This is a genomic window from Pseudomonas sp. SB113 (genome assembly GCF_040754745.1).
Taxonomy (GTDB): Bacteria; Pseudomonadota; Gammaproteobacteria; order Pseudomonadales; family Pseudomonadaceae; genus Aquipseudomonas; species Aquipseudomonas grimontii.
This window is the reverse complement of sequence record NZ_JBFMHW010000005.1, coordinates 60,507-83,467: the sequence shown is the minus strand read 5'-3', so window position 1 is coordinate 83,467 and position 22,961 is coordinate 60,507. Positions and strand designations below refer to the sequence as shown.

Annotated in this window: 19 protein-coding genes; 11 read left to right on the top strand and 8 right to left on the bottom strand. The window is 61.6% G+C overall.

What is annotated here, in order from left to right:
* Positions 1-2: 2 nt before the first annotated feature.
* Both AB1462_RS08570 and AB1462_RS08565 read right to left on the bottom strand, forming a co-directional pair.
* The gene (locus tag AB1462_RS08570; RefSeq protein WP_259191635.1) at positions 3-1,568 is read right to left on the bottom strand and encodes a phospholipase D family protein; all 1,566 of its coding nucleotides are present in this window, start codon (positions 1,566-1,568) and stop codon (positions 3-5) included.
* Positions 1,569-1,630: 62 nt separating this feature from the next.
* A complete protein-coding gene (locus AB1462_RS08565; protein WP_367246579.1) occupies positions 1,631-3,055 on the bottom strand; it encodes a PLP-dependent aminotransferase family protein in 1,425 nt (474 codons plus the stop codon).
* Between the two features lie 166 nt (positions 3,056-3,221).
* On the opposite strand from AB1462_RS08565, the gene AB1462_RS08560 reads away from it, so the two are divergent.
* A complete protein-coding gene (locus tag AB1462_RS08560; protein WP_024078086.1) occupies positions 3,222-3,446 on the top strand; it encodes a DUF1127 domain-containing protein in 225 nt (74 codons plus the stop codon).
* Here AB1462_RS08560 and AB1462_RS08555 read toward each other — a convergent pair whose 3' ends face one another.
* Positions 3,447-4,739, bottom strand: a complete 1,293-nt coding sequence (locus AB1462_RS08555; protein WP_315335370.1) for an FAD-binding oxidoreductase — start codon at positions 4,737-4,739, stop codon at positions 3,447-3,449.
* A 114-nt stretch (positions 4,740-4,853) separates the two neighbouring features.
* Here AB1462_RS08555 and AB1462_RS08550 point away from each other — a divergent pair, with 114 nt between their 5' ends.
* A complete protein-coding gene (locus AB1462_RS08550) occupies positions 4,854-5,207 on the top strand; it encodes a YkgJ family cysteine cluster protein (RefSeq protein WP_003176897.1) in 354 nt (117 codons plus the stop codon).
* Between the two features lie 17 nt (positions 5,208-5,224).
* Here AB1462_RS08550 and AB1462_RS08545 read toward each other — a convergent pair whose 3' ends face one another.
* Complete coding sequence (locus AB1462_RS08545; protein ID WP_003176896.1) at positions 5,225-5,713, bottom strand: Lrp/AsnC ligand binding domain-containing protein; 489 nt, start codon at positions 5,711-5,713, stop codon at positions 5,225-5,227.
* 156 nt (positions 5,714-5,869) lie between these two features.
* Here AB1462_RS08545 and dadA point away from each other — a divergent pair, with 156 nt between their 5' ends.
* The 6 genes from dadA to AB1462_RS08515 all read left to right on the top strand — a co-directional run bounded on the left by dadA (position 5,870) and on the right by AB1462_RS08515 (position 11,969).
* Entirely contained in the window at positions 5,870-7,171 is a 1,302-nt protein-coding gene (dadA, locus tag AB1462_RS08540) for a D-amino acid dehydrogenase (protein WP_090401449.1), read from the top strand.
* On the top strand, positions 7,143-7,496 hold the full coding sequence (locus tag AB1462_RS08535) for a RidA family protein (RefSeq protein WP_259191641.1): 354 nt from the start codon (positions 7,143-7,145) through the stop codon (positions 7,494-7,496). The genes dadA and AB1462_RS08535 overlap by 29 nt, the downstream gene beginning before the upstream one ends.
* A gap of 80 nt (positions 7,497-7,576) precedes the next feature.
* Positions 7,577-8,650: an alanine racemase gene (gene alr / locus AB1462_RS08530; RefSeq protein WP_259191642.1), complete on the top strand. Its 1,074-nt coding sequence runs from the start codon at positions 7,577-7,579 to the stop codon at positions 8,648-8,650.
* Between the two features lie 116 nt (positions 8,651-8,766).
* Positions 8,767-9,315, top strand: coding sequence for a cupin domain-containing protein (locus tag AB1462_RS08525; RefSeq protein WP_003176893.1), 549 nt, complete (start codon positions 8,767-8,769; stop codon positions 9,313-9,315).
* A 181-nt stretch (positions 9,316-9,496) separates the two neighbouring features.
* Positions 9,497-9,910, top strand: a complete 414-nt coding sequence (locus AB1462_RS08520; RefSeq protein WP_053127685.1) for a c-type cytochrome — start codon at positions 9,497-9,499, stop codon at positions 9,908-9,910.
* Between the two features lie 136 nt (positions 9,911-10,046).
* The gene (locus AB1462_RS08515) at positions 10,047-11,969 is read left to right on the top strand and encodes an acetyl-CoA hydrolase/transferase C-terminal domain-containing protein (RefSeq protein ID WP_367246578.1); all 1,923 of its coding nucleotides are present in this window, start codon (positions 10,047-10,049) and stop codon (positions 11,967-11,969) included.
* 136 nt (positions 11,970-12,105) lie between these two features.
* Here the strand turns inward: AB1462_RS08515 and AB1462_RS08510 are convergent, their stop codons facing one another.
* Together AB1462_RS08510 and rep are read right to left on the bottom strand one after the other, a co-directional pair.
* Entirely contained in the window at positions 12,106-12,678 is a 573-nt protein-coding gene (locus AB1462_RS08510; RefSeq protein ID WP_053258645.1) for a xanthine phosphoribosyltransferase, read from the bottom strand.
* 58 nt (positions 12,679-12,736) lie between these two features.
* On the bottom strand, positions 12,737-14,746 hold the full coding sequence (rep, locus tag AB1462_RS08505; RefSeq protein ID WP_027608306.1) for a DNA helicase Rep: 2,010 nt from the start codon (positions 14,744-14,746) through the stop codon (positions 12,737-12,739).
* A 254-nt stretch (positions 14,747-15,000) separates the two neighbouring features.
* On the opposite strand from rep, the gene AB1462_RS08500 reads away from it, so the two are divergent.
* Entirely contained in the window at positions 15,001-16,674 is a 1,674-nt protein-coding gene (locus AB1462_RS08500) for a bifunctional diguanylate cyclase/phosphodiesterase (RefSeq protein WP_090401455.1), read from the top strand.
* Here the strand turns inward: AB1462_RS08500 and AB1462_RS08495 are convergent.
* The gene (locus tag AB1462_RS08495; protein WP_090401456.1) at positions 16,671-18,083 is read right to left on the bottom strand and encodes a NorM family multidrug efflux MATE transporter; all 1,413 of its coding nucleotides are present in this window, start codon (positions 18,081-18,083) and stop codon (positions 16,671-16,673) included. The genes AB1462_RS08500 and AB1462_RS08495 overlap by 4 nt on opposite strands.
* 152 nt (positions 18,084-18,235) lie before the next feature.
* Between AB1462_RS08495 and AB1462_RS08490 the strand changes: the two genes are divergently transcribed.
* Together AB1462_RS08490 and AB1462_RS08485 are read left to right on the top strand one after the other, a co-directional pair.
* Complete coding sequence (locus AB1462_RS08490) at positions 18,236-19,156, top strand: LysR substrate-binding domain-containing protein (protein WP_259191645.1); 921 nt, start codon at positions 18,236-18,238, stop codon at positions 19,154-19,156.
* 178 nt (positions 19,157-19,334) lie between these two features.
* The gene (locus AB1462_RS08485; protein WP_090401458.1) at positions 19,335-21,311 is read left to right on the top strand and encodes a methyl-accepting chemotaxis protein; all 1,977 of its coding nucleotides are present in this window, start codon (positions 19,335-19,337) and stop codon (positions 21,309-21,311) included.
* Between the two features lie 62 nt (positions 21,312-21,373).
* Here the strand turns inward: AB1462_RS08485 and AB1462_RS08480 are convergent, their stop codons facing one another.
* Positions 21,374-22,870 (bottom strand): YifB family Mg chelatase-like AAA ATPase, encoded by a 1,497-nt coding sequence (locus AB1462_RS08480; RefSeq protein WP_367246577.1) that lies wholly within the window; start codon positions 22,868-22,870, stop codon positions 21,374-21,376.
* Between the last annotated feature and the right edge of the window lie 91 nt (positions 22,871-22,961).

Here is a 22,961-nt window from a genome sequence, read left to right as displayed (position 1 = left end):
TCTTAGAGCATGCGCTCAAGGCCGACCGAGGTGGCGAACCAGGCATTGAATCGCCGCCACCAGCTGCCTGGCTCACGGCTCAGGGTGTGCAGTTGGCCGTTGTCCTCGGTCACCCACACTATCTGGCCGTCCTGTAATTTCGCTTCGTAACTCAACGCTGGCGCCATGCCTTGCAGCGCCAGGTTGCGCACGTGTTCCGCCAGTTCGGGACTGTCCACCAGTACGCCGACTTCGGTGTTCCACAGCACGGAGCGCGGGTCGAAATTGAAAGAGCCCACAAACGATTTTTGCCGATCAAAGATCATCGCCTTGCTGTGCAGGCTCGAGTCCGAACCGCGGAACGTGCCTCGCCGAAACAGGTGCGGGCCGCTACCGCCACCGTCACCCGGTTGGCGGCGCAGTTCGTAGAGTTTTACCCCGTGCTCCAGCAAAGCCTTGCGGTACGGTGCATAGCCGCCATGCACCGCCGGAACGTCGGTGGCTTCCAGGGAGTTGGTCAGCAGGCTCACCGACACGCCCGCATCGGCGCGGCCGGTGAGGTACACCAGCCCAGGTTGCCCTGGCACAAAGTACGCCGAGATCATGATCAGCTCACGGTTAACGCCTTCCAGCTCCGGGGCCAGTTGCGTGGTCAGCAGCAGGTGCGGGTCCGGGTCGGCCCTGGCCAGCACCTTGCTCGGCGCGTCCCACAGTGCCTGGTTCCAGGCCCAAATCAGTTCGCGGCGCCAGATGTCCATGCGTGGCTGGGTCTGGTAGGTGCGCAAGCGCGCATACAGCGCGTGCTTTTGCTGGCGCGACTCGGCCAGCGATGCTTCCAGGCTCAGGCGCGCGGCGGCCAGGTCACCTTTGGAGGGCGTATTGGAGACAAAGTCGTCAATGGGTTTGCTCAGGGCGCTGTTCCAGTACTGATCGAAACTGTGCCCGAGTTGCTCGGCTACCGGCCCGACGCTGAGCATGTCGATATCGGTGAAGTTCAGGTTGGGCTCGGCATCGAAATACTCATCCCCCAGGTTGCGCCCACCGACGATAGCCACGCTGTTGTCCGCCAGCCACAGCTTGTTGTGCATGCGCCGGTGTTGCAGCGACAGGTTGAACAGGCGGCCCATGGCGCGCGTCACCCCGGTGCTGCGCCCCAGGTGCAGGGGGTTGAACAGGCGAATCTCGATCTTGGGGTGGGCGGCGAGGGTGGCGATGATCTGGTCGAGGCCGTCGCTGGTGGTGTCGTCCAGCAGGATGCGCACGCGCACGCCACGGTCGGCGGCCTTGAGCAGTTCATCCACCAGCATCCGCGTGCTGATGCCGTCGTGGACGATGTAGTACTGCAGGTCAAGGCTGGTCTGGGCGTTGCGGATCAGCTCGGCGCGGGCCATGAAGGCTTCGCTGCTGTTGGGCAGCAGGCGGAAACCTGAACGGCCCTGGTAAGGCGCGGCCTGGGCCTGGATCGAGCGGCCGAACGACGACTGGGCGGCCGGCAGGGCATCGCTGGGTATGCGCGGGGTACTCACCGTGGCGCAGCCGCTCAAGGCCAGGGCTCCCAACAGGAAAAACGGTAAAAGCCGTCGAATCATCAAGGGAGTCGTTTCCAGGTCAGGGCGGTTGTCGACATATGACGGCGATTTCTCGCGAAAGGTCAGTCCACCACTTCGGCCAGCATCTTGATCGCGGCAGCGCCGACCTTGCGCACAGCCTCTTCAATCTGCGCGGTTGGCTTGGCAGCGTAGTTCATGCGCAGGCAGTTCCGGTACTTGCCCGAAGCAGAAAAGATGCTTCCCACAGCCACCTGTACGCCTTGTTCCACCAGCGCGCGGTTGAGCTTGAGGGTGTCGAAGCCTTCCGGCAGTTCTATCCACAGCATGAAACTGCCTTGGGGGCGGCTGGCGCGTGTGCCGGCGGGGAAATAGCGGCTGACCCAGTCGAGCATCAGGTGGCGATTACGCTGGTATTGTGTGCGCATCCGTCGCAAATGCGGCTCGAAATGACCGCCTTTGAGAAACTCGGCAATTGCGATCTGCGGCTGCGTGGCGGTGGAGCCGGTGCTGATGTACTTCATGTGCAGTACCCGCTCCAGGTACCGGCCCGGAGCGACCCAGCCAATGCGCAGGCCCGGCGCCAGGGTCTTGGAGAACGAGCTGCACAGCAGCACGCGACCGTCTTCGTCGAAGGACTTAATCGTACGAGGGCGTGGGTAGCTGTAGGCCAGTTCGCCATACACATCGTCTTCGATGATCGCTACATCATAGCGCTGGGCCAGGGTCAGCAATGCGCGTTTGCGCGCTTCCGGCATGATGTAGCCCAGCGGGTTATTGCAGTTGGGGGTCAGCTGGATGACCTTGATCGGCCACTGTTCCAGCGCCAGTTCCAGGGCTTCGAGGCTGATGCCGGTGATCGGGTCGGTGGGGATTTCCAGGGCTTTCATGCCCAAGCCCTTGAGGGTCTGCATGGCGCCGTGGAAGCTGGGCGAGTCCACCGCAACGATGTCGCCGGGCGCGCAGATGGCGTGGATGCTGGCGGACAGCGCCTCGTGGCAGCCAGTGGTAATCACGATGTCCTCGGCCGTCAGTTGGCAGCCGGAATCCAGTGACAGCCGGGCGATTTGCTCGCGCAGTTCCATACAGCCGAGGATATTGTCGTAATACAGCCCCGGTAGATCCTGGCGCCGGCTGACGCGGGCCAGGCTGCGCAGCAGGGGCTTGAGGGTGGGTGACAATACATCCGGCATGCCGCGTCCCATCTGTATGACGTCTTTGCGCGGAACGGCGCGAATCAGCTCCAGCACCAGATCCCATTGGGAGATTTCCACCGGGCGCTGGGCCGGGCGGCCGACCTCGGGCAGTGCCGGCAGCTCCCGACCCACCGGTACAAAGTAGCCGGACTTGGGCTTGGGCATCGCCAGGCCATTGTCTTCCAGCAGCCGATACGCCTGCTGCACGGTGCTCAGGCTGACCCCGTGCTCCACACTCAAGGCGCGTACGGACGGCAGCCGATCTCCGGGGCGATAGAAGCCCTGTTCGATGCGTGTGCCCAGTAATTCGGCGAGGTTGACGTAAAGCGTCATGGCGGTCGCTCCCAGGGGACCAGTACAGATAGGGGAAAAATACAGGATTCAGCCGCGTAAAGGCAGTGTCTGTATGGATTTAATAAAGGTGGGTTGAATCTGTAATGGTTTTGCCTTCTGGCCCATTCTAGCCACTCATGGCAACAAGCAAATGAGGGGCAGCAAAATGAACGGCATGAGCGATGTGCGGCTGATGTTACACAGTCAGGAATTGCAGGCTGGGCAAGAGCGGGCGACGTCACCGCGCGAGATCAGCCGCTGGAGCCTGTTCTGGCACCGCCGCCATACGCGCAAGGCCTTGCTGCACTTGACCCGCGAGCAATTGCGCGACGTTGGGTTGACCCCAGAGCAAGCACGCCAGGAAGGCCTGAAACCCTTCTGGCGTGATTGATCAGACCAGCTCTTTGAGGCGGTGCCAGAGCATTCCCAAGGCCAGCAGCGGCGAGCGCAGGTGCTTGCCGCCGGGGAAGGTGATGTGCGGCACCTGGGCGAACAAATCGAAACGTCCCTGCTGCTGGCCACTGATGGCTTCGGCCAGCAGCTTGCCCGCCAGGTGCGTGGCGTTGAGACCATGGCCTGCGTAGGCCTGGGCGTAATACACGTTGGGCTGATCCGCCAAGCGGCCGATCTGCGGCAGGCGGTTGGCGCCGATGCCGATCATGCCGCCCCATTGGTAATCGATCTTCACGTCGGCCAGCTGTGGGAACACCTGCAGCATCTTTGGCCGCATGTAGGCGCCGATGTCCTTGGGGTCGCGTCCGGAGTAGTGGCAGGCGCCGCCGAATAACAGACGGCGGTCGGCGGACAACCGGAAGTAATCCACCGTCACGCGCTGGTCACACACTGCCATGTTCTGCGGTAGCAGGTTGGCGGCTTGCGCTTCGCTCAACGGTTCGGTGGCGATGATGTAGCTGCCGGCGGGCAGCACCTTGCCGCTCAATTGCGGATTCAGTCCATTGAGATAGGCATTGCAAGCCAGTACCAGGGTCTTGGCGCGCACCGTGCCTTGGGCGGTGTGCACCTTGACCTCGGGGCCGTAGTCGATGCGCGTGACGTCGGACTGTTCGAACAGCTGCACACCCAATTGCTGCGCGGCGGCGGCTTCTCCGAGAGCCAGGTTCAACGGATGCAGGTGGCCCGACCCCATGTCGATCATGCCGCCCACATAGCGGTCGGAGCCGATGACGCTGCCCATTTCGCTCGCTTGCAGCAGGCGCACTTGGTGGCGATAGCCCAGGCTGCGCAGTTCTTCGGCGTCTTCGGCCAGGCCTTGCAGGTCGCGAGGTTTATTGGCCAGGTCGCAGTAGCCCCAGGTCAGGTCGCAGGGGATCTGGTAGCGCTCGACGCGTTCACGCACGATCTCCACGGCTTCCAGGCCCATCAGCTTCATCTGGCGCACGCCATCGGTGCCGATCACGTTGGCGAACTGCTCCAGGCCATGACCGACACCGCGAATCAACTGGCCGCCATTGCGCCCGCTGGCGCCCCAGGCGATCTTGCGCGCCTCCAGCAACACCACGCTGAAACCGCGCTCAGCCAGCTCCAGGGCTGTGTTGAGCCCGGAGAAACCGCCGCCGATCACGCACACATCGGCGCTCACTTCGCCTGTCAGCGCAGGGTAATCGGGTTGCGGTACGCTGCTGGCGGCGTAGTAGGAAGCGGTGTGCCGGGCGCTGGCAGTCATGGGAGCATCCCTGTTTGGAAAATTTGACGCAGGATACAGCGGTCGGACGAAGCTGTCTGCGCAGGGCGTTTTGCTTCAGAATCCACCTCTATTCGCCGTTCGGTACGTGTTTCGATGAGTTGCAACAGTCAGAAAATCAGCGCGCTACGCCGTCAGATTCCTTCGTTCGAGTGCGTCCCCGGCTGCCACGACTGCTGTGGGCCGGTCACCACTTCGCCGGAGGAAATGTCGCGCCTGCCACGCAAGACCGCTGCCGAGCAGGACGCGGCGATGGACGAGCTGAACTGCGTGCACCTGGGCCCCAACGGCTGCACCGTGTATGACGAGCGGCCGCTGATCTGTCGGCTGTTCGGCACCACCAAGACCTTGCCATGCCCCAATGGGCGGGGGCCCGTAGAGCTGATTCACCCTCGGGTGGAGAAGCAGATCCATGAGTACATGGCGAGCACCCGGCAAGTGCTGGTCTAACAGATATACGGGATCAGTCAGTCCGGGATCGGCAGGTTAAGGCTCTCTTTCACCTCTTCCATCACGATATAGCTCTTCGATTCCCGCACATGGGGCAGCTTGAGCAAGATGTCGCCGAGTAATTTGCGGTACGAGGCCATCTCGGAAATCCGCGCTTTCACCAGGTAGTCGAAGTCACCCGACACCAGGTGGCACTCCAGCACATGAGGCAGTTTCAACACGGCGCGGCGGAACTCTTCAAAGGTGTCGCCGGATTTGTAATCGAGGCTGATCTCGACAAATACCAGCAAACTTCCCTTCAAGTGCTGGGGATTGAGCCGTGCGTTGTAGCCCATGATGATCCCCTCGCGCTCCAGCCGCCGTACCCGCTCGGTACACGGCGTGGTGGAGAGCCCGACCTTTTCCCCCAGCTCGGTGAACGAGATTCGCCCGTCGGTTTGCAGGATGCGCAGGATGTTGCGGTCGATCTTGTCCAGCTCCCGCTTGGTCTGGGTGTTGGTACGCATAGGGGATACGCCTCTGTGAAAAGGGTTTTTGCCGAGAATTGTCGCCAAATATAGGCATTTATATAGTGAAATGCACTGGCGATTGCTTTTTATACTGCGCCCATCATTGCTCGAATAACACACGTCAGCGGCTAAGCCCGCGATGAGGATATAAAAATGCGCGTTCTGGTCTTGGGTAGCGGCGTCATTGGTGTGACCAGTGCCTACTATTTGGCGCGGGCCGGCTTTGAAGTGGTTGTAGTCGACCGTCAGCCCGCAGCCGCCATGGAAACCAGTTTCGCCAACGCAGGCCAGGTGTCCCCAGGCTACGCTTCGCCATGGGCCGCGCCGGGCGTACCGCTCAAGGCCATCAAGTGGTTGCTGCAACGCCACGCGCCGCTGGCGATCAAGGCCACGGCGGATATTGACCAATACCTGTGGATGGCGCAGATGCTGCGCAACTGCACCGCCAGCCGTTATGCGGTGAACAAGGAGCGCATGGTGCGCCTGTCCGAGTACAGCCGTGACTGCCTCGACGAATTGCGCGCCGAAACCGGCATCGCCTACGAAGGCCGCAGCCTCGGCACGACCCAACTGTTCCGCACCCAGGCGCAACTCGATGGCGCCGCCAAAGATATTGCCGTGTTGAAAGAGTCCGGCGTGCCGTTCGAGCTGCTCGACCGCGCCGGTATCGCCCGTGTTGAGCCGGCCCTGGCAAGTGTCACCGATATCCTCGCCGGGGCCCTGCGCCTGCCCAATGACCAGACCGGCGACTGCCAGATGTTCACCACCCGCTTGGCCGACATGTGCAAGCAACTGGGCGTGGAGTTCCGCTTCGAACAGGACATCCAACGGCTCGACTACGCGGGCGAGCGCGTCAACGGCGTGTGGATCGACGGGAAGCTGGAAACCGCCGACCGCTACGTACTGGCCCTTGGCAGTTATTCGCCGAAGCTGCTCAAGCCGCTGGGGATCAAGGCACCGGTGTACCCGCTCAAGGGCTACTCGCTGACCGTGCCGATCACCAACTCGGCGATGGCGCCGACGTCGACCATTCTCGACGAGACCTACAAGGTCGCCATCACCCGTTTCGACAACCGCATCCGCGTCGGCGGCATGGCTGAAATAGCCGGTTTTGACCTGTCGCTTAACCCGCGTCGGCGTGAAACCCTGGAGATGATCGTCAACGACCTTTATCCTCAAGGCGGCGATCTGGCCGAAGCCACTTTCTGGACCGGCCTGCGTCCGACCACACCCGACGGCACGCCGATTGTCGGTGCCACGCCGTTCAAGAACCTGTTCCTGAACACCGGCCATGGCACCCTCGGTTGGACCATGGCGTGCGGCTCCGGTCGTTTGCTGGCCGACCTGATGGCGAAGAAAACGCCGCAGATCAGCGCCGAAGGCCTCGATATTTCCCGTTATGGCAACCACCAGGAGTCTGCAAAACATGTCAATCCAGCGCCAGCTCACCAATGAGCGCATGAGCCAGATCGTTGTTCACAGCGGTACCGTGTATCTGGCCGGGCAAGTCGGCGACGACATGAACGCCGGGATCGAACAGCAGACCCGTGAAACCCTGGTCAATATCGAGCGTTTGCTGGACCTGGCCGGCACCGACAAAACCAAGCTGCTGTCGGTGACGATCTACCTGAAAGACATCGACGCCGATTTCGCCGGTATGAACGCGGTGTGGGACACGTGGCTGCCCAAGGGCGTTGCCCCGGCCCGCGCTACGGTTGAAGCCAAGCTGTGCGAACCGGAAATCCTGGTAGAGCTGTCCGTCGTGGCCGCGCTGCCTTAAACAACGATCCCTCTCCCGGTGCCGAAGCTGTTGGCCGGTGCCGGTTTTTTCTTCACTTTGCCGCCTAGAAGCCTGCCGCCATGCGTCCTGCCCGTGCCCTGATCGACCTCCAAGCCCTGCGCCACAACTACCAATTGGCCCGTGAAGTCACGGGGGCCAAGGCCCTCGCCGTGGTCAAGGCTGATGCCTATGGCCATGGTGCCGTGCGCGTTGCCCAGGCGCTGGAAGCCGAAGCCGATGGGTTTGCCGTGGCGTGCATCGAAGAAGCGTTGGAATTGCGCGCCGCCGGCATTCGCGCGCCGGTGCTGCTGCTGGAAGGTTTTTTCGAAGCTGACGAGCTGCCGCTGATCGTCGAGCATGATTTCTGGTGCGTGGTGCATTCGCTGTGGCAACTGGAGGCCATTGAACAGGCCTGCCTGCTCAAGCCGCTGACCATCTGGCTCAAGCTGGATTCGGGGATGCACCGCGTTGGCCTGCACCCCAAGGATTACCACCAGGCTTACCAGCGCCTGCTGGCCAGCGGCAAAGTCGCGAAGATTGTGTTGATGAGCCATTTTGCCCGCGCCGATGAACTCGATTGCGTCAGCAGCAATGAGCAAGTGGCGGTGTTTGATGCGGCGCGCCAAGGTCTGGTGGCTGAGGTCAGCCTGCGTAACTCGCCGTCGGTGCTGGGCTGGCCGAGTGTGTCCAGTGACTGGGTACGTCCGGGCATCATGCTGTATGGCGCCACACCGTTTGGTGAGGACCAGGCCTTGGCCGCGCGTCTGCAGCCGGTGATGACCCTGGAATCGAAAGTCATCTGCGTGCGTGAACTGCCGGCCGGCGAGCCGGTAGGCTACGGCGCCCGGTTCATCACGCCTAAACCGATGCGTATCGGCGTGGTTGCCATGGGTTATGCCGACGGCTACCCGCGCCACGCGCCCACCGGTACGCCGGTGCTGGTAGCGGGGCAGCGCAGCCAATTGCTGGGTCGTGTGTCCATGGACATGCTGTGCATCGATCTGACGGACGTCCCTGAGGCGGGTCTTGGTTCCACAGTGGAGCTGTGGGGCAAAAACATCCTGGCCAGTGACGTCGCCGTCGCCGCCGAAACCATCCCGTACCAGATCTTCTGCAACCTGCGTCGTGTGCCAAGGCTCTATTCCGGCGCTTGACCGCCAGGTACGAACACAGCTCCCTGGGATTTAGGTCCAAGTGTTGTAAATACTGAACGCTGTCGCCATGATAACGCTCAATTACAACAAAGCCTGAATCCTAGGAGGCTCCCGCATTGGACGTCGGCGAACGACTGCAATCCATCCGTAAGCTGAAGGGTCTTTCCCAGCGTGAGCTCGCCAAGCGCGCGGGTGTCACCAACAGCACCATTTCGATGATCGAAAAAAACAGTGTCAGCCCCTCGATCAGTTCCTTGCGCAAGGTGCTGGGCGGCATCCCCATGTCCATGGTCGAGTTCTTTTCCGAGGAGATCCTCCAGGAAATACCGACGCAGATCGTCTATAAAGCCAATGAGCTGATCGACATCTCTGACGGCGCCGTCACCATGAAACTGGTGGGTCGTGCTCATCCGAGCCGCGCGATCGCATTTCTCAACGAGATCTACCCGCCGGGCGCCGATACTGGCGAGGAAATGCTCACCCACGAAGGCGAGGAAACCGGGATTCTGGTGGAAGGCCGTTTGGAGTTGGTGGTCGGTCTTGAAACTTTTGTGCTCGAAGCCGGCGATAGCTACTACTTTGAAAGCACCAAGCCCCATCGTTTTCGTAATCCGTTCGACGTGCCGGCGCGACTAATCAGCGCAGCCACACCCGCGAACTTTTAACAAAAGAGGCGTCCTGCCAGCGTTGCAGAGGCACCCGAGCAGCATTCCGCGAGACTGAATCTCCCTTTGTTTAATAGGGTTGTTTCGGCCAGACGGGCTAACCGTTATACTTTCGCCGCCTGCGAAACCGTGGCCGCAGGCGTGAATAGCCACCATTGAGGGTGAACGCGTGAATCTAATTATGAAAATGCTGGCTGCACCAGCAACCGTACTGGCCCTATGGGCTGTCAGCGCTCAAGCTGCGACCAATGATGAAATTGCCAAGCGCCTGGAGCCTGTGGGCCAGGTGTGCGTCCAGGGGCAGGAATGCAAGGGGATGGAAGTGGCTGTGGCAGCGGGCGGCGGCGGTGGTGCGAAAACGCCAGATGACGTGATCGCCAAACACTGCAACGCGTGCCACGGCACCGGTCTGCTGGGCGCGCCTAAAATCGGCGACACAGCCGCCTGGAAAGAACGCGCTGATCACCAAGGCGGTCTCGACGGCATCCTGGCCAAGGCGATCACCGGTATCAACGCCATGCCGCCAAAAGGCACCTGTGCTGATTGCTCGGATGATGAGCTGAAGGGTGCTATCAAGAAGATGTCCGGTCTGTAATTAGTCGATCTTCGCCAAAAATGCCGCTTACGAGCGGCTTTTTTGTGGCTGTAATTTGTGTTTCGAGGCTGTTCTTTGCAGCAAAGACCCGCCACTCTCTGTCCAACCCTAATCATGGAATGTTCAGGAGGGTCGGATGGTGCAGTTGTGTTCAATCGAGCAAGCAGTTGACGACGTACTGGCGCGGCTACCGGCGCATATCCACATGGGTATGCCCCTGGGGCTGGGCAAGCCCAACCTGTTCGCCAATGCGTTGTACCGGCGTATCGCCAAGCTGCCGGAGCGGGCGCTGACGATTTACACCGCGTTGAGCCTGGGTCGCCCGGCCTTGGGCGATGGCTTGCAGAAGCGCTTTCTCGAACCCTTTATCGAGCGGGTGTTTGGTGATTACCCAGAGTTGGAGTTTCTCGCCGCGCTGCACTCAGACAGCCTGCCGAAGAATATCCATGTGCAGCAGTTCTTCATGCAGCCTGGCAGTCTGCTGCACAGCACGTCGGCCCAGCAGGACTATGTCAGCAGCAACTACAGCCACGCCGCCCGCGACATCAACGCCGCTGGCCTGAACCTGGTGGCGCAGTTGGTCGCGAGCAGCGCCGAGCACCCGGATCGCCTGAGCTTGAGCTGCAACCCCGATATCACCCTCGACTTGCTGCCGATGATCGCCAAGCGCCGTGACGCGGGCGAAACTGTTTTGATCGTTGGTCAGGTTCACACCGATTTGCCCTACATGCCGGGCGATTCCGAGTTGGGCATGGATGCGTTCGACTACCTGATCGATGCCAAGGACAGCACCACGTTGTTCTCCACGCCGAACATGCCGGTGGGGTTCCAGGACCATTTCATCGGCCTGCATGCCAGTACCCTTGTGCGTGATGGGGGCACCTTACAGATCGGCATCGGCTCCATGGGCGATGCGCTGACCGCCGCGTTGTTGGCGCGCCAGGCCGACAACGAAGCCTACCGACTGCTGCTGACGGACATTGATGTATACCAGTGGGCCCCGCTGATCAGCCGTGAAGGCGGTGTCGATCCCTTCGCCCGTGGCCTCTACGGTTGCAGCGAAATGTTCGTCAACGGCCTGCTGGTGCTGGCGGATGCAGGGATTATCCGGCGCAAGGTCTACCCGGATGTGGCGACTCAGGAACAAGCCAACGCCGGTTTGCTGGACGATGCGGCGCAGCCCGACGGCGTGTCGATCCACGGCGGTTTCTTCCTGGGGCCGCGCAGTTTCTACCAGCGCTTGCAGGAGATGACCCATACCAAGCGCCTGCAATTCAACATGACCCGCATCAGCTACATCAACGAGCTGTACGGCCAGGAAGAACTCAAGCGCCTGCAACGCCAGGACGCGCGGTTCATCAACAGCGCGATCACGGTGACATTGCTGGGCGCAGGCGTGGCCGACCAGTTGGAGGACGGCCGCGTGCTCAGCGGCGTGGGTGGGCAATACAACTTCGTCGCCCAGGGCCACGCGCTCGAAGGTGCGCGCGCCATCCTGATTTTGCGCAGCTGGCGCGAGGCAGCGGGGGAGGTCAGTTCCAATATCGTCTGGGAGTATGGGCATTGCACCATTCCCCGGCACCTGCGGGACATCGTCATCACCGAGTACGGCATTGCCGACCTGCGCGGGCAGACCGATGCCAAGGTGATCGAGGCGTTGCTCAACATTACCGACTCACGCTTCCAGGCCGACTTGATCGAGCAGGCGCAAAAGGCCGGCAAGTTGCCCAAGGATTTCCTGCTCGATCCGCGCTTCAGCGACAACACGCCGGAGCGCCTCCTAGGTATCCAGGCCCGGCATCGGCGGCTGTTCCCGGAGTATCCGCTGGGTAGCGATTTCACGGATGAAGAGCGGGATCTGTTGCGCGCATTGAACTGGCTCAAGAGCAAATTCAAGCTGACGGAGATTCTGGAGCTGGGCAAGGCGGCGCTGGATGCACCTGAGCCGGAGGCGTTTCCAGAGCATTTGAGGCGGATGCGGTTGGATAAACCGGAGGGGCTGAAAGAGGATCTCTATCAGCGGCTATTGCTCGCTGGCTTACAAGCAACCGCACACTAAAAACCAACACAAAGCCAAATGTGGGAGGGGGCTTGCCCCATATAGCGGTGTATCAGTCCCAAATGTGTTGGCTGAGCCACTGTTATCGGGGGCAAGCCCCCTCCCACATTTTGATCCGTGTTCACCTCGTAGCAAATTACTCGATGAAGGTGACGACGCCACCGGCCAGCGACTTCACCCGCGCCAGCGACTCAACCCGATAACCCTGCGCATCCAACTCCGCACGGCCACCCTGGAACGACTTCTCGATCACAATCCCTAAGCCGGCAACGGTCGCACCGGCTTGCTTGATGATCGAAATCAGCGCCTGGGACGCCTTGCCGTTGGCCAGGAAGTCATCGATCACCAGTACGCGGTCGCTGCTGGTCAGGTGGCGCGGCGAGATTGCCACGGTGCTTTCAACTTTTTTGGTGAAGGAATACACCGTCGCCGACAGCAGGTTTTCGGTCAGGGTCAGGGACTGCTGCTTGCGCGCAAAGATCACCGGCACACCAAGGTTCAGCCCCGTCATGATTGCCGGCGCAATGCCCGACGCTTCAATCGTGACGATCTTGGTAATGCCCGAGTCCTTGAACCGCGCGGCGAATTCGTCGCCGATCAGTTTCATCAGCGCCGGGTCGATCTGGTGGTTCAGAAAGGCGTCGACCTTGAGTACCTGATCGGAAAGCACGATGCCTTCTTCGCGAATTTTCTTGTGCAGTGCTTCCACGGAAAGCTTCCTCTAATGGCGCGTTGTGCGCCGAAAGTAGATTAAAAAGTAGTCGATTCTAGCGCTTTAACATCGCGCGTATATCCGCCAGGGCGGTGTTGCCGCGAACGGCCTTCACCTCGGTCGGAGTGTCGTCATTGCCTTCCCAGGCCAGGTCATCCGGCGGCAGTTCGTCCAGGAACCGGCTGGGGGCACAATCGATGATTTCGCCGTACTGCTTGCGCTTGGCGGCAAAGGTGAAGGCCAGTGTCTGACGTGCGCGGGTAATGCCCACGTAGGCCAGGCGCCGTTCTTCCTCGATGGTGTCGGCTTCGATGCTGGAACGGTGCGGGAGGATTTCCTCTTCCATGCCCATGATGAACACGTAGGGAAATTCCAGGCCCTTGGACGCATGCAAGGTCATCATCTGTACGCCTTCGGCGCCGTCTTCTTCTTCCTGCTGGCGCTCGAGCATGTCGCGCAGCACCAGCTTGCCGATGGCGTCTTCGACGGTCATTTCGCCGTCTTCGTCTTTTTCCAGGGTGTTCTTCAACGCTTCGATCAGGAACCAGACGTTGCCCATGCGGTAATCCGCGGCCTTGTCGCTGGAACTGTTGGTGCGCAGCCAGTTTTCATAGTCGATGTCCATGACCATGCTGCGCAGGGCGCTGATCGGGTCTTCGCCGGCGCACTGCTCGCGCACCTTGTCCATGAAGCGCTTGAAGCGCGACAGGCGATCAGTGAAGCGCGTGTCCAGGTGTTCACCCAGGCCGATTTCGTCGGTGGCGGCGTACATCGAGATCTTGCGTTCGGTGGCGTAGTTGCCGAGCTTTTCCAGGGTGGTGGAACCGATCTCGCGGCGCGGCACGTTGATCACGCGCAGGAAGGCGTTGTCGTCGTCCGGGTTCACGATCAGGCGGAAGTAGGCCATCAGGTCTTTCACTTCCTGGCGTCCGAAAAAGCTGTTGCCGCCTGACAGGCGATACGGCACCTGGTGGTGTTGCAACTTCAGTTCGATCAGCTTGGCCTGGTAGTTGCCGCGATAGAGGATCGCGAAGTCGCTGTAGGGGCGGTCGGTGCGCAGGTGCAGACTGAGGATTTCCACGGCCACGCGCTCGGCTTCGGCGTCTTCGTTACGGCAGCGGATCACGCGGATTTCATCGCCGTGGCCCATCTCGCTCCACAGTTGTTTTTCAAACTCGTGGGGGTTGTTCGAGATCAGCACGTTGGCGCAACGCAGGATACGGCTGGTGGAGCGGTAGTTCTGCTCCAGCATCACCACTTTCAGGGACGGGTAATCGTCCTTGAGCAGCATCAGGTTTTCCGGGCGGGCGCCGCGCCAGGCGTAGATCGACTGGTCGTCGTCGCCCACCACGGTGAACTGGTTGCGCGTACCGATCAGCAACTTCACCAGTAGGTATTGGCTGGCGTTGGTGTCCTGGTATTCGTCCACCAGCAGGTAGCGCACCTTGTTCTGCCACTTTTCGAGGATGTCGGCGTGTTCCTGGAACAGCTTCACCGGCAGCAGGATCAGGTCGTCGAAGTCCACCGCGTTGAACGCCTTGAGCGTGCGCTGGTAGTGGGTGTAGACGATAGCGGCGGTCTGTTCCTTGGGGTTGCGCGCGTTTTCCAGGGCTTCGGGCGGCAGGATCAGGTCGTTTTTCCAGGCGCCGATCATGTTCTTGATCTCGTCGACGCCGTCGTCGCCCGCGTATTCCTTCTGCATGATGTCGGTCATCAGGGCCTTGACGTCAGTCTCGTCGAAGATCGAGAAGCCCGGCTTGTAGCCCAGCCGCACATGCTCCTTGCGGATGATGTTCAGGCCCAGGTTGTGGAAGGTACACACGGTGAGGCCACGGCCTTCGCCACCCTTGAGCAGGGTGCCGACACGCTCTTTCATTTCCCGCGCCGCCTTGTTGGTAAAGGTCATGGCGACGATGTACTGGGCGCGGATGCCACAGTTCTGGATCAGGTGCGCGATCTTGCGGGTGATCACGCTGGTCTTGCCGGAGCCAGCACCGGCGAGCACCAATAGAGGGCCGCCGACGTAGTTCACGGCTTCTTGCTGCCGGGGATTGAGTCGGGACATACGGAATTTTAGGAGTCGTTATTCAAAAGGGCGGGCATTTTAACAGGCTGGCGAGATTCTGCTGCCCTGGATCGACGGTGTGACGTACCACTCGATCTAAATTTGCCGCTTTTGATACTTTGCCGCAGGATGTCTGGGTTTTAAGACAATTGCTTACAGCCTGCGTATTTGATAACCCCTATCATTGGTGATTATCAGGCCGCACGTCATAATGCCCGCCGCCAACGAATTTTTGCAGAGTCTAGGGAGCTAGCTTGTCTACGCCTGTCGAACCCTTGCGTTTGCTGCTACTGGCCGATATGCCTGAGTGGGCAGCGTTGTTGCGCGAGTGCCTGGCGCCGATGGGCGATGGGGCTGTGCTGATCAGCGCGCCAAACTGGGACTCGGTGAGTCGTCTGTTCGATGACGACGACAGCGCCGTGCTGTTGACTACGCCCAGCCTGCAACCCGGCCCTGGGCGTTGCAGTTTGCCGTGCGTGTTGTTGTTGGAGCAGGAGCCGCTGGTTTCGCCGCTTGGCGTCAGTGACTGGCTGATCCGCAATGCGTTGGACGCCGACACACTGCGTCGTTGCCTGCGCCATGTGCGTGAGCGTGGTGTGCTGGAAAATACCCTGCAACGCCTGGCCGAGCAGGATCCGCTCACCGGCATTGCCAACCGCCAGGGCTTCCAGACCCTGCTGGCCGCACGGCTGGCCGAGAACGAAGGTCGCGGCCTGGCCCTCGGTCACCTGGACCTCGATAATTTCCGCCATGCCAACGATGCTCTCGGTCACCAGGCCGGCGACCGCTTGATCCTGCAAGTGGTCTCGCGGCTCAAGAGCCAGCTCGAAGCCGGTGATCAACTGGCGCGCCTGGGCAGCGACGAATTCGCCCTGCTGATCGATACGCGCCGAGCGCCTCAGCGTGCGGAGTGGATGGCCGAGCGCATCACCGAAGCCATGGCCGAGCCGTATTGGGTGGATGGCGAAAGCCTGCTGATCGGTTGCAGCCTGGGTGTGGCCCATGCCCGCGCCCGTGCCGGCGCCGACCCGCTGATGTGGCACGCCCATATCGCCATGCAGCAAGCCAAGAGCACCCAGGGCTGCACCTTTCATATCTTCAATGAGCGCATCAACCGCAATGCGCGCAGCCTGGCCGACCTGGAAAGCGAGCTGCGCCGTGCCTTGCGCCGCGATGAGCTGGAGCTGCATTACCAACCGCGTCTCGACCTGGACGACGGGCATATCGTCGGCCTGGAAGCCTTGGTGCGCTGGCGCCACGGCGAGCGGGGCCTGTTGCCGCCGAGCGAATTCGTGCCCCTGGCCGAGCAGAGCGGCCTGATTGTACCGTTGGGTTACTGGGTGATTTCCCGGGCCCTGCGTGACATGCAGGACCTGCGCGAACGCGGCCTGCCGCCGCTGCATATGGCGGTCAACCTGTCGTTTCGCCAGTTCCAGGACAGCCAATTGCTCTCCACGCTGAGCCGACTGATCAGCGAGCGCGGCGTGGAAGCGCAGTGGCTGGAATTCGAACTGACCGAAACCGCCGTGATGCGCCGCAGTGACCTGGTCAAGCAGACCATGGACGCCCTTGGCCGCCTGGGCGTGCGGTTTTCCCTGGATGACTTCGGCACGGGTTTCTCATCGTTCGTGCACCTCAACAGCCTGCCGATCGCCTTGTTGAAAATCGATAAGAGCTTTGTCGGCGGCATGGAAGAGCGCGAGGAAAACCGCAAGCTGGTGCACGCCATGATCAACCTGGCGCACAACCTCAATCTGGAAGTGGTGGCCGAAGGTGTAGAAACCCCCGAGCAACTGGCACTGTTGCGGTTGTTCGGCTGCGACCAGGCCCAGGGTTACCTGATCAGCAAGCCGCTGCCGTTGCCGGAGCTGGTGGAATACCTGACCTTCGGCAACGGCCAGCACACCCGCGTGGGGGAGGGGCTCTAGTCGGTCTGTGCAGCCTGAAACCCGGTGTCGGCTTCGGGCTCCGAGCCTTCGCGCCGAATCATCCGCTTCATCTTCGCTTCAAACGCCCAGGTCAGGCTTATCGCCGCGCAGGCCAGGCCCAGCGCCAGGCCCCACCACACGCCGGTCGGGCCCCAGCCCAACGTGAAGGCCATCAACCAGGCTGACGGCGCGCCAATCAACCAGTAGCAGCCCGCCCCGATCAGGAACGTGGTCTTGGCGTCTTTGAGTCCACGAATGCAGCCCATGGCGATGGTTTGCACGCCGTCGAACAGCTCGAACCATGCGGCGACGGCGAGCAGGCTGACGGCCAGGACGATCACGTCGTGGAACGCCGGGTTGTCGTGGTCGATAAGCAGTCCAATGAGCGGATCGGAAAACAGCCACAGCACCGCGGCGAATCCCAGCATTATCGCCGCGCCAAAGCCAATGCCGACGCGCCCGGCCATGCGTGCATGCACCAACTGCCCGGCGCCGTAATGTTGGCCGATACGCATGGTCACCGCGTAGGACATCCCCGCCGGCACCATAAAGGCCACCGACACGATTTGCAGGGCGATCTGGTGCGCTGCCAACTGCGTGCTGCCCATGGTGCCCATGCACAGTGCTGCAAAGGCAAACAGCCCGACCTCCACCGCATAGGTACCGCCAATCGGCAGGCCGAGGCGCCACAGCTCGCGCAAGTACCGGGTGTTGAGGCGAAGCAGCCCGGTGCCCAGCGGGTAGGCTGCATAAGCTCGGTTGCTGCGGATGTACCACATCAACGCCAGCGCCATGCTGTTGGCGACAATGGCCGTGACTAAACCAATGCCCATCAAGCCGAGTTTGGGCAGGCCGAACATGCCTTCGATGAGCGCGTGGTTGAGCAGGTAGTTGACTACCGTGCCGCCGAGGCTGATCACCATCACCGGAGTGGCCTTGCCGATGGCGCTGGTAAAACCGCGCAGGGCCATGAAGCTCAGGTAGCCGGGCAGGGCGAACGGCAGCATGGTCAGAAATTGCCCTGCCGAGTGCACATTGGTTTCGGTTTGGCCGAACATCAGCAACACCGGCTTGAGGTTCCACAGCAGCAGGGCCGCCGCCAGGGCCATCAGCCAGGCCAGCCACAGCCCCGCCTGGGTCAGGCGGGTGGCGCCTTCGATATCGCCCGCGCCATGGCGGATGGCAACCAGGGTGCCCACGGCGGCAATCACGCCGATGCAGAAAATCGCGACGAACGAATAACTCGCTGCGCCCAGGCCGCCACCGGCCAGGGCTTCGGGGCTCAGGCGCGCCATCATCAGGGTGTCGGTCAACACCATCAGCATGTGCGCCAACTGCGAGGCAATCAACGGCCCTGACAGCCGCAGAATGGCCCAGAGTTCGGTACGTGCCGGATGCTGCATGATCATCACGCTCAAAAAGTCAGAGGGTTGGGGAGGGGTTGATTCTCGGCGCTCCCAGCCGATTGCACAAAGGGATAAAAGCGATCGTTCGCATGATTAAAACTCATGCCTGTTTGATTCTGGTAGGGTTTCGACACTGCACTGTCGGAGCCTTTCCTATGTCCCGCCGTCTTCCTCCTCTTTATGCGTTGCGTGCCTTTGAAGCCGCCTCCCGGCACAACTCCTTCACCCGCGCAGCGGAGGAGCTGTCGATTACCCAAAGTGCCGTGAGCCGACATATCCGCACGCTCGAAGAGCATTTCGCCTGCCGCCTGTTCCAGCGCAACGGCCGCGCCTTGCAGCTCACTGAGGCGGCGCGCCTGTTGTTGCCCGGTGTGCGCGAAGGGTTCGCGGCGCTGGAGCGGGCCTGCCATACCTTGAATGCCGAAGATGACATCCTGCGCATGAAGGCCCCCTCCACATTGACCATGCGCTGGCTGCTGGCGCGGCTCAGCCGCTTCCGGGCGCTACAGCCGGGCAATGAGGTGCAACTGACCAGCGCCTGGATGAGCGTGGACGAGGTGGACTTCAATCAGGAGCCTTTCGACTGTGCGGTGCTGCTGAGCGATGGGCGCTTTCCGGCGGATTGGGAGGCCATTTACCTGTTCCCCGAGCTGTTGATTCCTGTCGGTGCGCCGAACCTGCTGGAGGAGGGTCCTTGGGACGCCGCGCGCCTGGCCACCGCCGAATTGCTGCACCCCACGCCCGACCGGCGAGACTGGCGTAATTGGCTGGAGCGCATGCAGCTGTCGTCCCAAGTGTCACTCAAGGGGGGGCAGGTGTTCGATACCCTGGAGTTGGGCATGATCGCCGCCGCGCGGGGCTACGGCGTTTCCATGGGCGATTTGCTGATGGTGGCAGAAGACGTAGCCCAAGGACGATTGAGCCTGCCATGGCCGACGGCCGTGGCCAGCGGGGAAAATTACTACCTGGTGTGGCCAAAAACCCGCCCCGGTGGCGAGCGCTTGCGACGCTTGGCGGATTTTCTGCAAAGCGAGGTACAGGCCATGGTGTTGCCTGCGGTAGAGCGTCTCGACTGAAGGGTTGGAGATGTTGGTTGGCAACCGTTTGCGTCATACCCCTGTTAATCGCTCAAGTATTGCCTCAGCCCGCCGAAGTAGGTGTGTTGGAACTATCGTGCACCAACGCTTCCCATCAGATAATTTGCCGAGCAGCGCTATGAGATCAGGATGATCCTGGCCTCGGCCAGGAGCTGTCATGTCTCAACCTCGCGCCCGGATCGCCTCCCAGTTAGGTCTCGCGTTAGCCGTGATTCTGGCTGTCGTTATCAGCGGCAGTACGGTGTTTGCCTTGCGTTCCCTCGACTCCGCCAACCTCGACACCCGCGAGGAACACCTGGCCAGTGAGGCGCGTTTGCTCGCCGACCAGCTCAATACCTTCCACGGCACCTTGCGCGAGAGCACTCAGCGTTTGAGCGGGCTGTTTGAAAAGCGCTTCGGCGCCGGGTTGAGCGTGCATGCGGACCAGCCCGTGACCGTGGCCGGTGTTCAGACGCCGAGCCTGTACCTAGGCAGCGAGGTGCTGAATAACAACTTTGATCAAGTGGATGAGTTCAAGCAAATGTCCGGCGGCGTGGCCACCGTATTTGTGCGCAGTGGCGACGACTTCATCCGTATCAGCACGTCCTTGACCAAGCAGGATGGCAACCGCGCCATCGGTACCGTCCTCGACCGTCAGGGCCCAGCCTATCAGCGCGTTGTGGGTGGGCAGACCTATATCGGCAGGGCGGTATTGTTCGATCGCTCCTACATGACCCAGTACAGCCCGGTGCGTGACAGCGGCGGTAAGGTCATTGCTGTGCTGTTCATCGGTTTTGACTACACCGATGCGCAGAATGTCCAATTCGAAAACCTCAAGCGCTTCCGAATTGGCCAGACCGGTTCCCTTGCGCTGCTGGATGAGCAGAAGCACTGGCTGGTGCCACCCGCCGGCGTGCAGGCGCTGGATCAATCGGTGCCGGTGATGCTGGACCTGGCCAAGACCCCAGGCAAAGGCCGCTTCTGGAGCGACAAGAACGAAGATTTCTATAGCGTTTCGGTACCGTTCGAAGGCGGGCCTTGGGCCGTAATCGCGAGCATGCCGAAAGCTGAAATCCGCGCTGTGACCTGGGCTGTGGGTATTCGCCTGGTGATCGGCAGCGTGCTGGCGATGTTGCTGGCCGTGGGCGCGACGGTCTGGTTGCTGCGCAGCAAGTTGCAGCCCCTGAGTGACCTGGTGCGTCAGGCCGAGGCCTTGGGCGCGGGCGATTTGAGCGCACGCTTGAATGTGTCCAGCCATGACGAAATCGGCCAACTGGCGCGCAGCTTCAACCAGATGGGCGAAGCGCTGTCGACCATGGTCTCGCATATCCGTAACGCGGCCGAAGAGGTCAACAGCCGCGCCCAGGCGTTGTCCGGTTTGTCCGGCGGTGCCTATGAGGGCATGGAGCAGCAGTCCGGCGAGATCACCAGCATGGCCGGCGCGGTGGAGGAGTTCAGCGCCACGTCGTTGAATATCGCCGACAACATGGGCAATACCGAACGCCTGGCTCAGGAAAACGCCCAGCAGACCCGCATTGGCCGCACTTCGATGCAGGAAGCGTCGTCGTCCCTGGAACACATTGCCACGGCCCTGAACAGCACGGCCACGGTGATCAACACCCTCGGCCAGCGCTCCCAGGAAATCGGCGGGATCGTCGGCGTGATCACCTCGATTGCCGAACAGACCAATTTGCTGGCGCTCAACGCTGCTATTGAAGCCGCCCGCGCAGGGGAGCAAGGCCGTGGTTTCGCCGTGGTGGCGGACGAAGTACGTAATCTGGCGTCGCGTACCCGCGAGGCCACCGACGAAATTTCCGGGATGATCCAGAGCATTCAGAAGGAAACCGGCAACGCCATCAGCACCATGGAACAAGGCAACGCGCTGATGCAGGAAGGTCTGTCGCGCAACGCTGACGTGGCCTCGGCCCTGGCGCGTATCGATGAGCAAAGCCGCTCGGCCGGTCAGCAGTTCGCTGCGATCACCACCGCCACCCAGGAGCAGAGCAGCACCGCGACCCTGCTCAGCAGCAACCTGCAGAGCATCGCGCTGGCCAACAGCGAGCAGCGTGAAGTGGTGTCCAACCTGGCGATTACCGCCAAGGAGCTGGAGACGCTGGCGGCGAGCCTGCGCCATGAGGTGGATCGATTTCGCTGAGCCACCGCTGTACAAAGTGTGGAAGGGGGAAAACGCCTCCCACATTTAGATCTGCGCCAAGCTTAAGTGATCGCCGCCGGGCGATATTGCAGGGCTTCCTTCAAATGGTCACGCGAGATGGCATCCACCTGATCCAGATCCGCCAGGGTGCGTGCCACCTTGAGCAGCCGATGCGCCGCGCGCAGTGACAGCGTCAGTCGTTCACAGGCCGTTTCCAGCCAGCCTTCATCCACCTTCGCGAGCTTGCAGTGCTCGCGCAGCCCTGGCAGATCAAGAAAGGCATTCGCACAGCCCTGGCGCTTTTGCTGATGCTCGCGGGCTTGGGCGACTCGTGCTGAGGCATGGGCGGTATCCTCGCCCGCCTGTTGGATCGGGTTCAGCGCAGTCGTTTCCCGAGCCACGGTGAGGTGCAAATCGATCCGGTCCAGCAACGGCCCGGACAGCTTGTTGCGATACCGCTGGATCTGCTCCGGCGTACAGCGACAGCGCCCGCTGGGTTCGCCCATATAGCCGCAAGGGCAGGGGTTCATCGCCGCGACCAGCTGAAAGCGTGCCGGGAAACTCACTCGGTCGCGGGCTCGGGAAATCACGATATGCCCCGATTCCAGCGGTTCACGCAGCACTTCCAACACCTTGCGATCAAATTCCGGCAGTTCATCCAGGAACAGCACCCCATGATGAGCCAGGGTGATTTCTCCCGGCTGTGGTTTCGAGCCGCCGCCCACCAGTGCCGGGCCTGATGCCGAGTGATGCGGTTGGCGGAACGGTCGATGGGGCCAATGGCTCAGCGGTGCCAGGCTTACAACCGATTGAATCGCGGCAACCTCCAGCGCCTCCTGTTCGTTCAACGGGGGTAACAAACCTGGCAGGCGGCTGGCGAGCAAGGTCTTGCCGGTGCCGGGCGGCCCACTGAGCAGCAGGTTATGCGCGCCCGCCGCCGCAATCAGCAACGCGCGCTTGGCCGCCAGTTGGCCCTGCACTTCACTCAAGTCCGGGTAAGGCTTGTTCAAGTACAGCAAGCCATCGGACTTGTAAGGCTCGATCGGCACATGTCCATTCAGATGCGCCACCACCTGCAGCAGGTGGTCCACCGCAATCACCTTCAACCCGGAAGCCAGGCATGCTTCCTCGGCATTTGCCCGCGGCACTATCACGGTGCGCCCGGCCTTGCGCGCTGCCAGCGCTGCCGGCAACACGCCTTTTACCGCTCGTACTTCACCGGACAGCGCCAGCTCCCCCAGGCATTCCACGTCATCGAGCATCAACGCCGGCACCTGCATACTGGCCGCCAGGATCCCCAGGGCAATCGCCAGATCAAAACGCCCGCCGTCCTTGGGCAGGTCGGCGGGCGCGAGGTTGAGGGTGATCCGGCGGGCGGGGTATTGCAGCGCGGAGTTGAGAATGGCACTGCGCACGCGGTCCTTGCTTTCCTTGACCGCGGTTTCGGGCAGCCCCACCAGCGTCAGGGACGGCAGACCATTGGCCATATGCACTTCGACGGTGACGGCAGGGGCTTCGACGCCGATCTGGGCGCGGCTGTGGACGATGGCGAGGGACATGCTCGTTCCTTGAATGGGGAGGCCGCTTCCTGCGGTTTTTCAAGGGTAGACGAGGTGGGGGGACGCGAGGCGGGGAGGTTTTACAGAACGT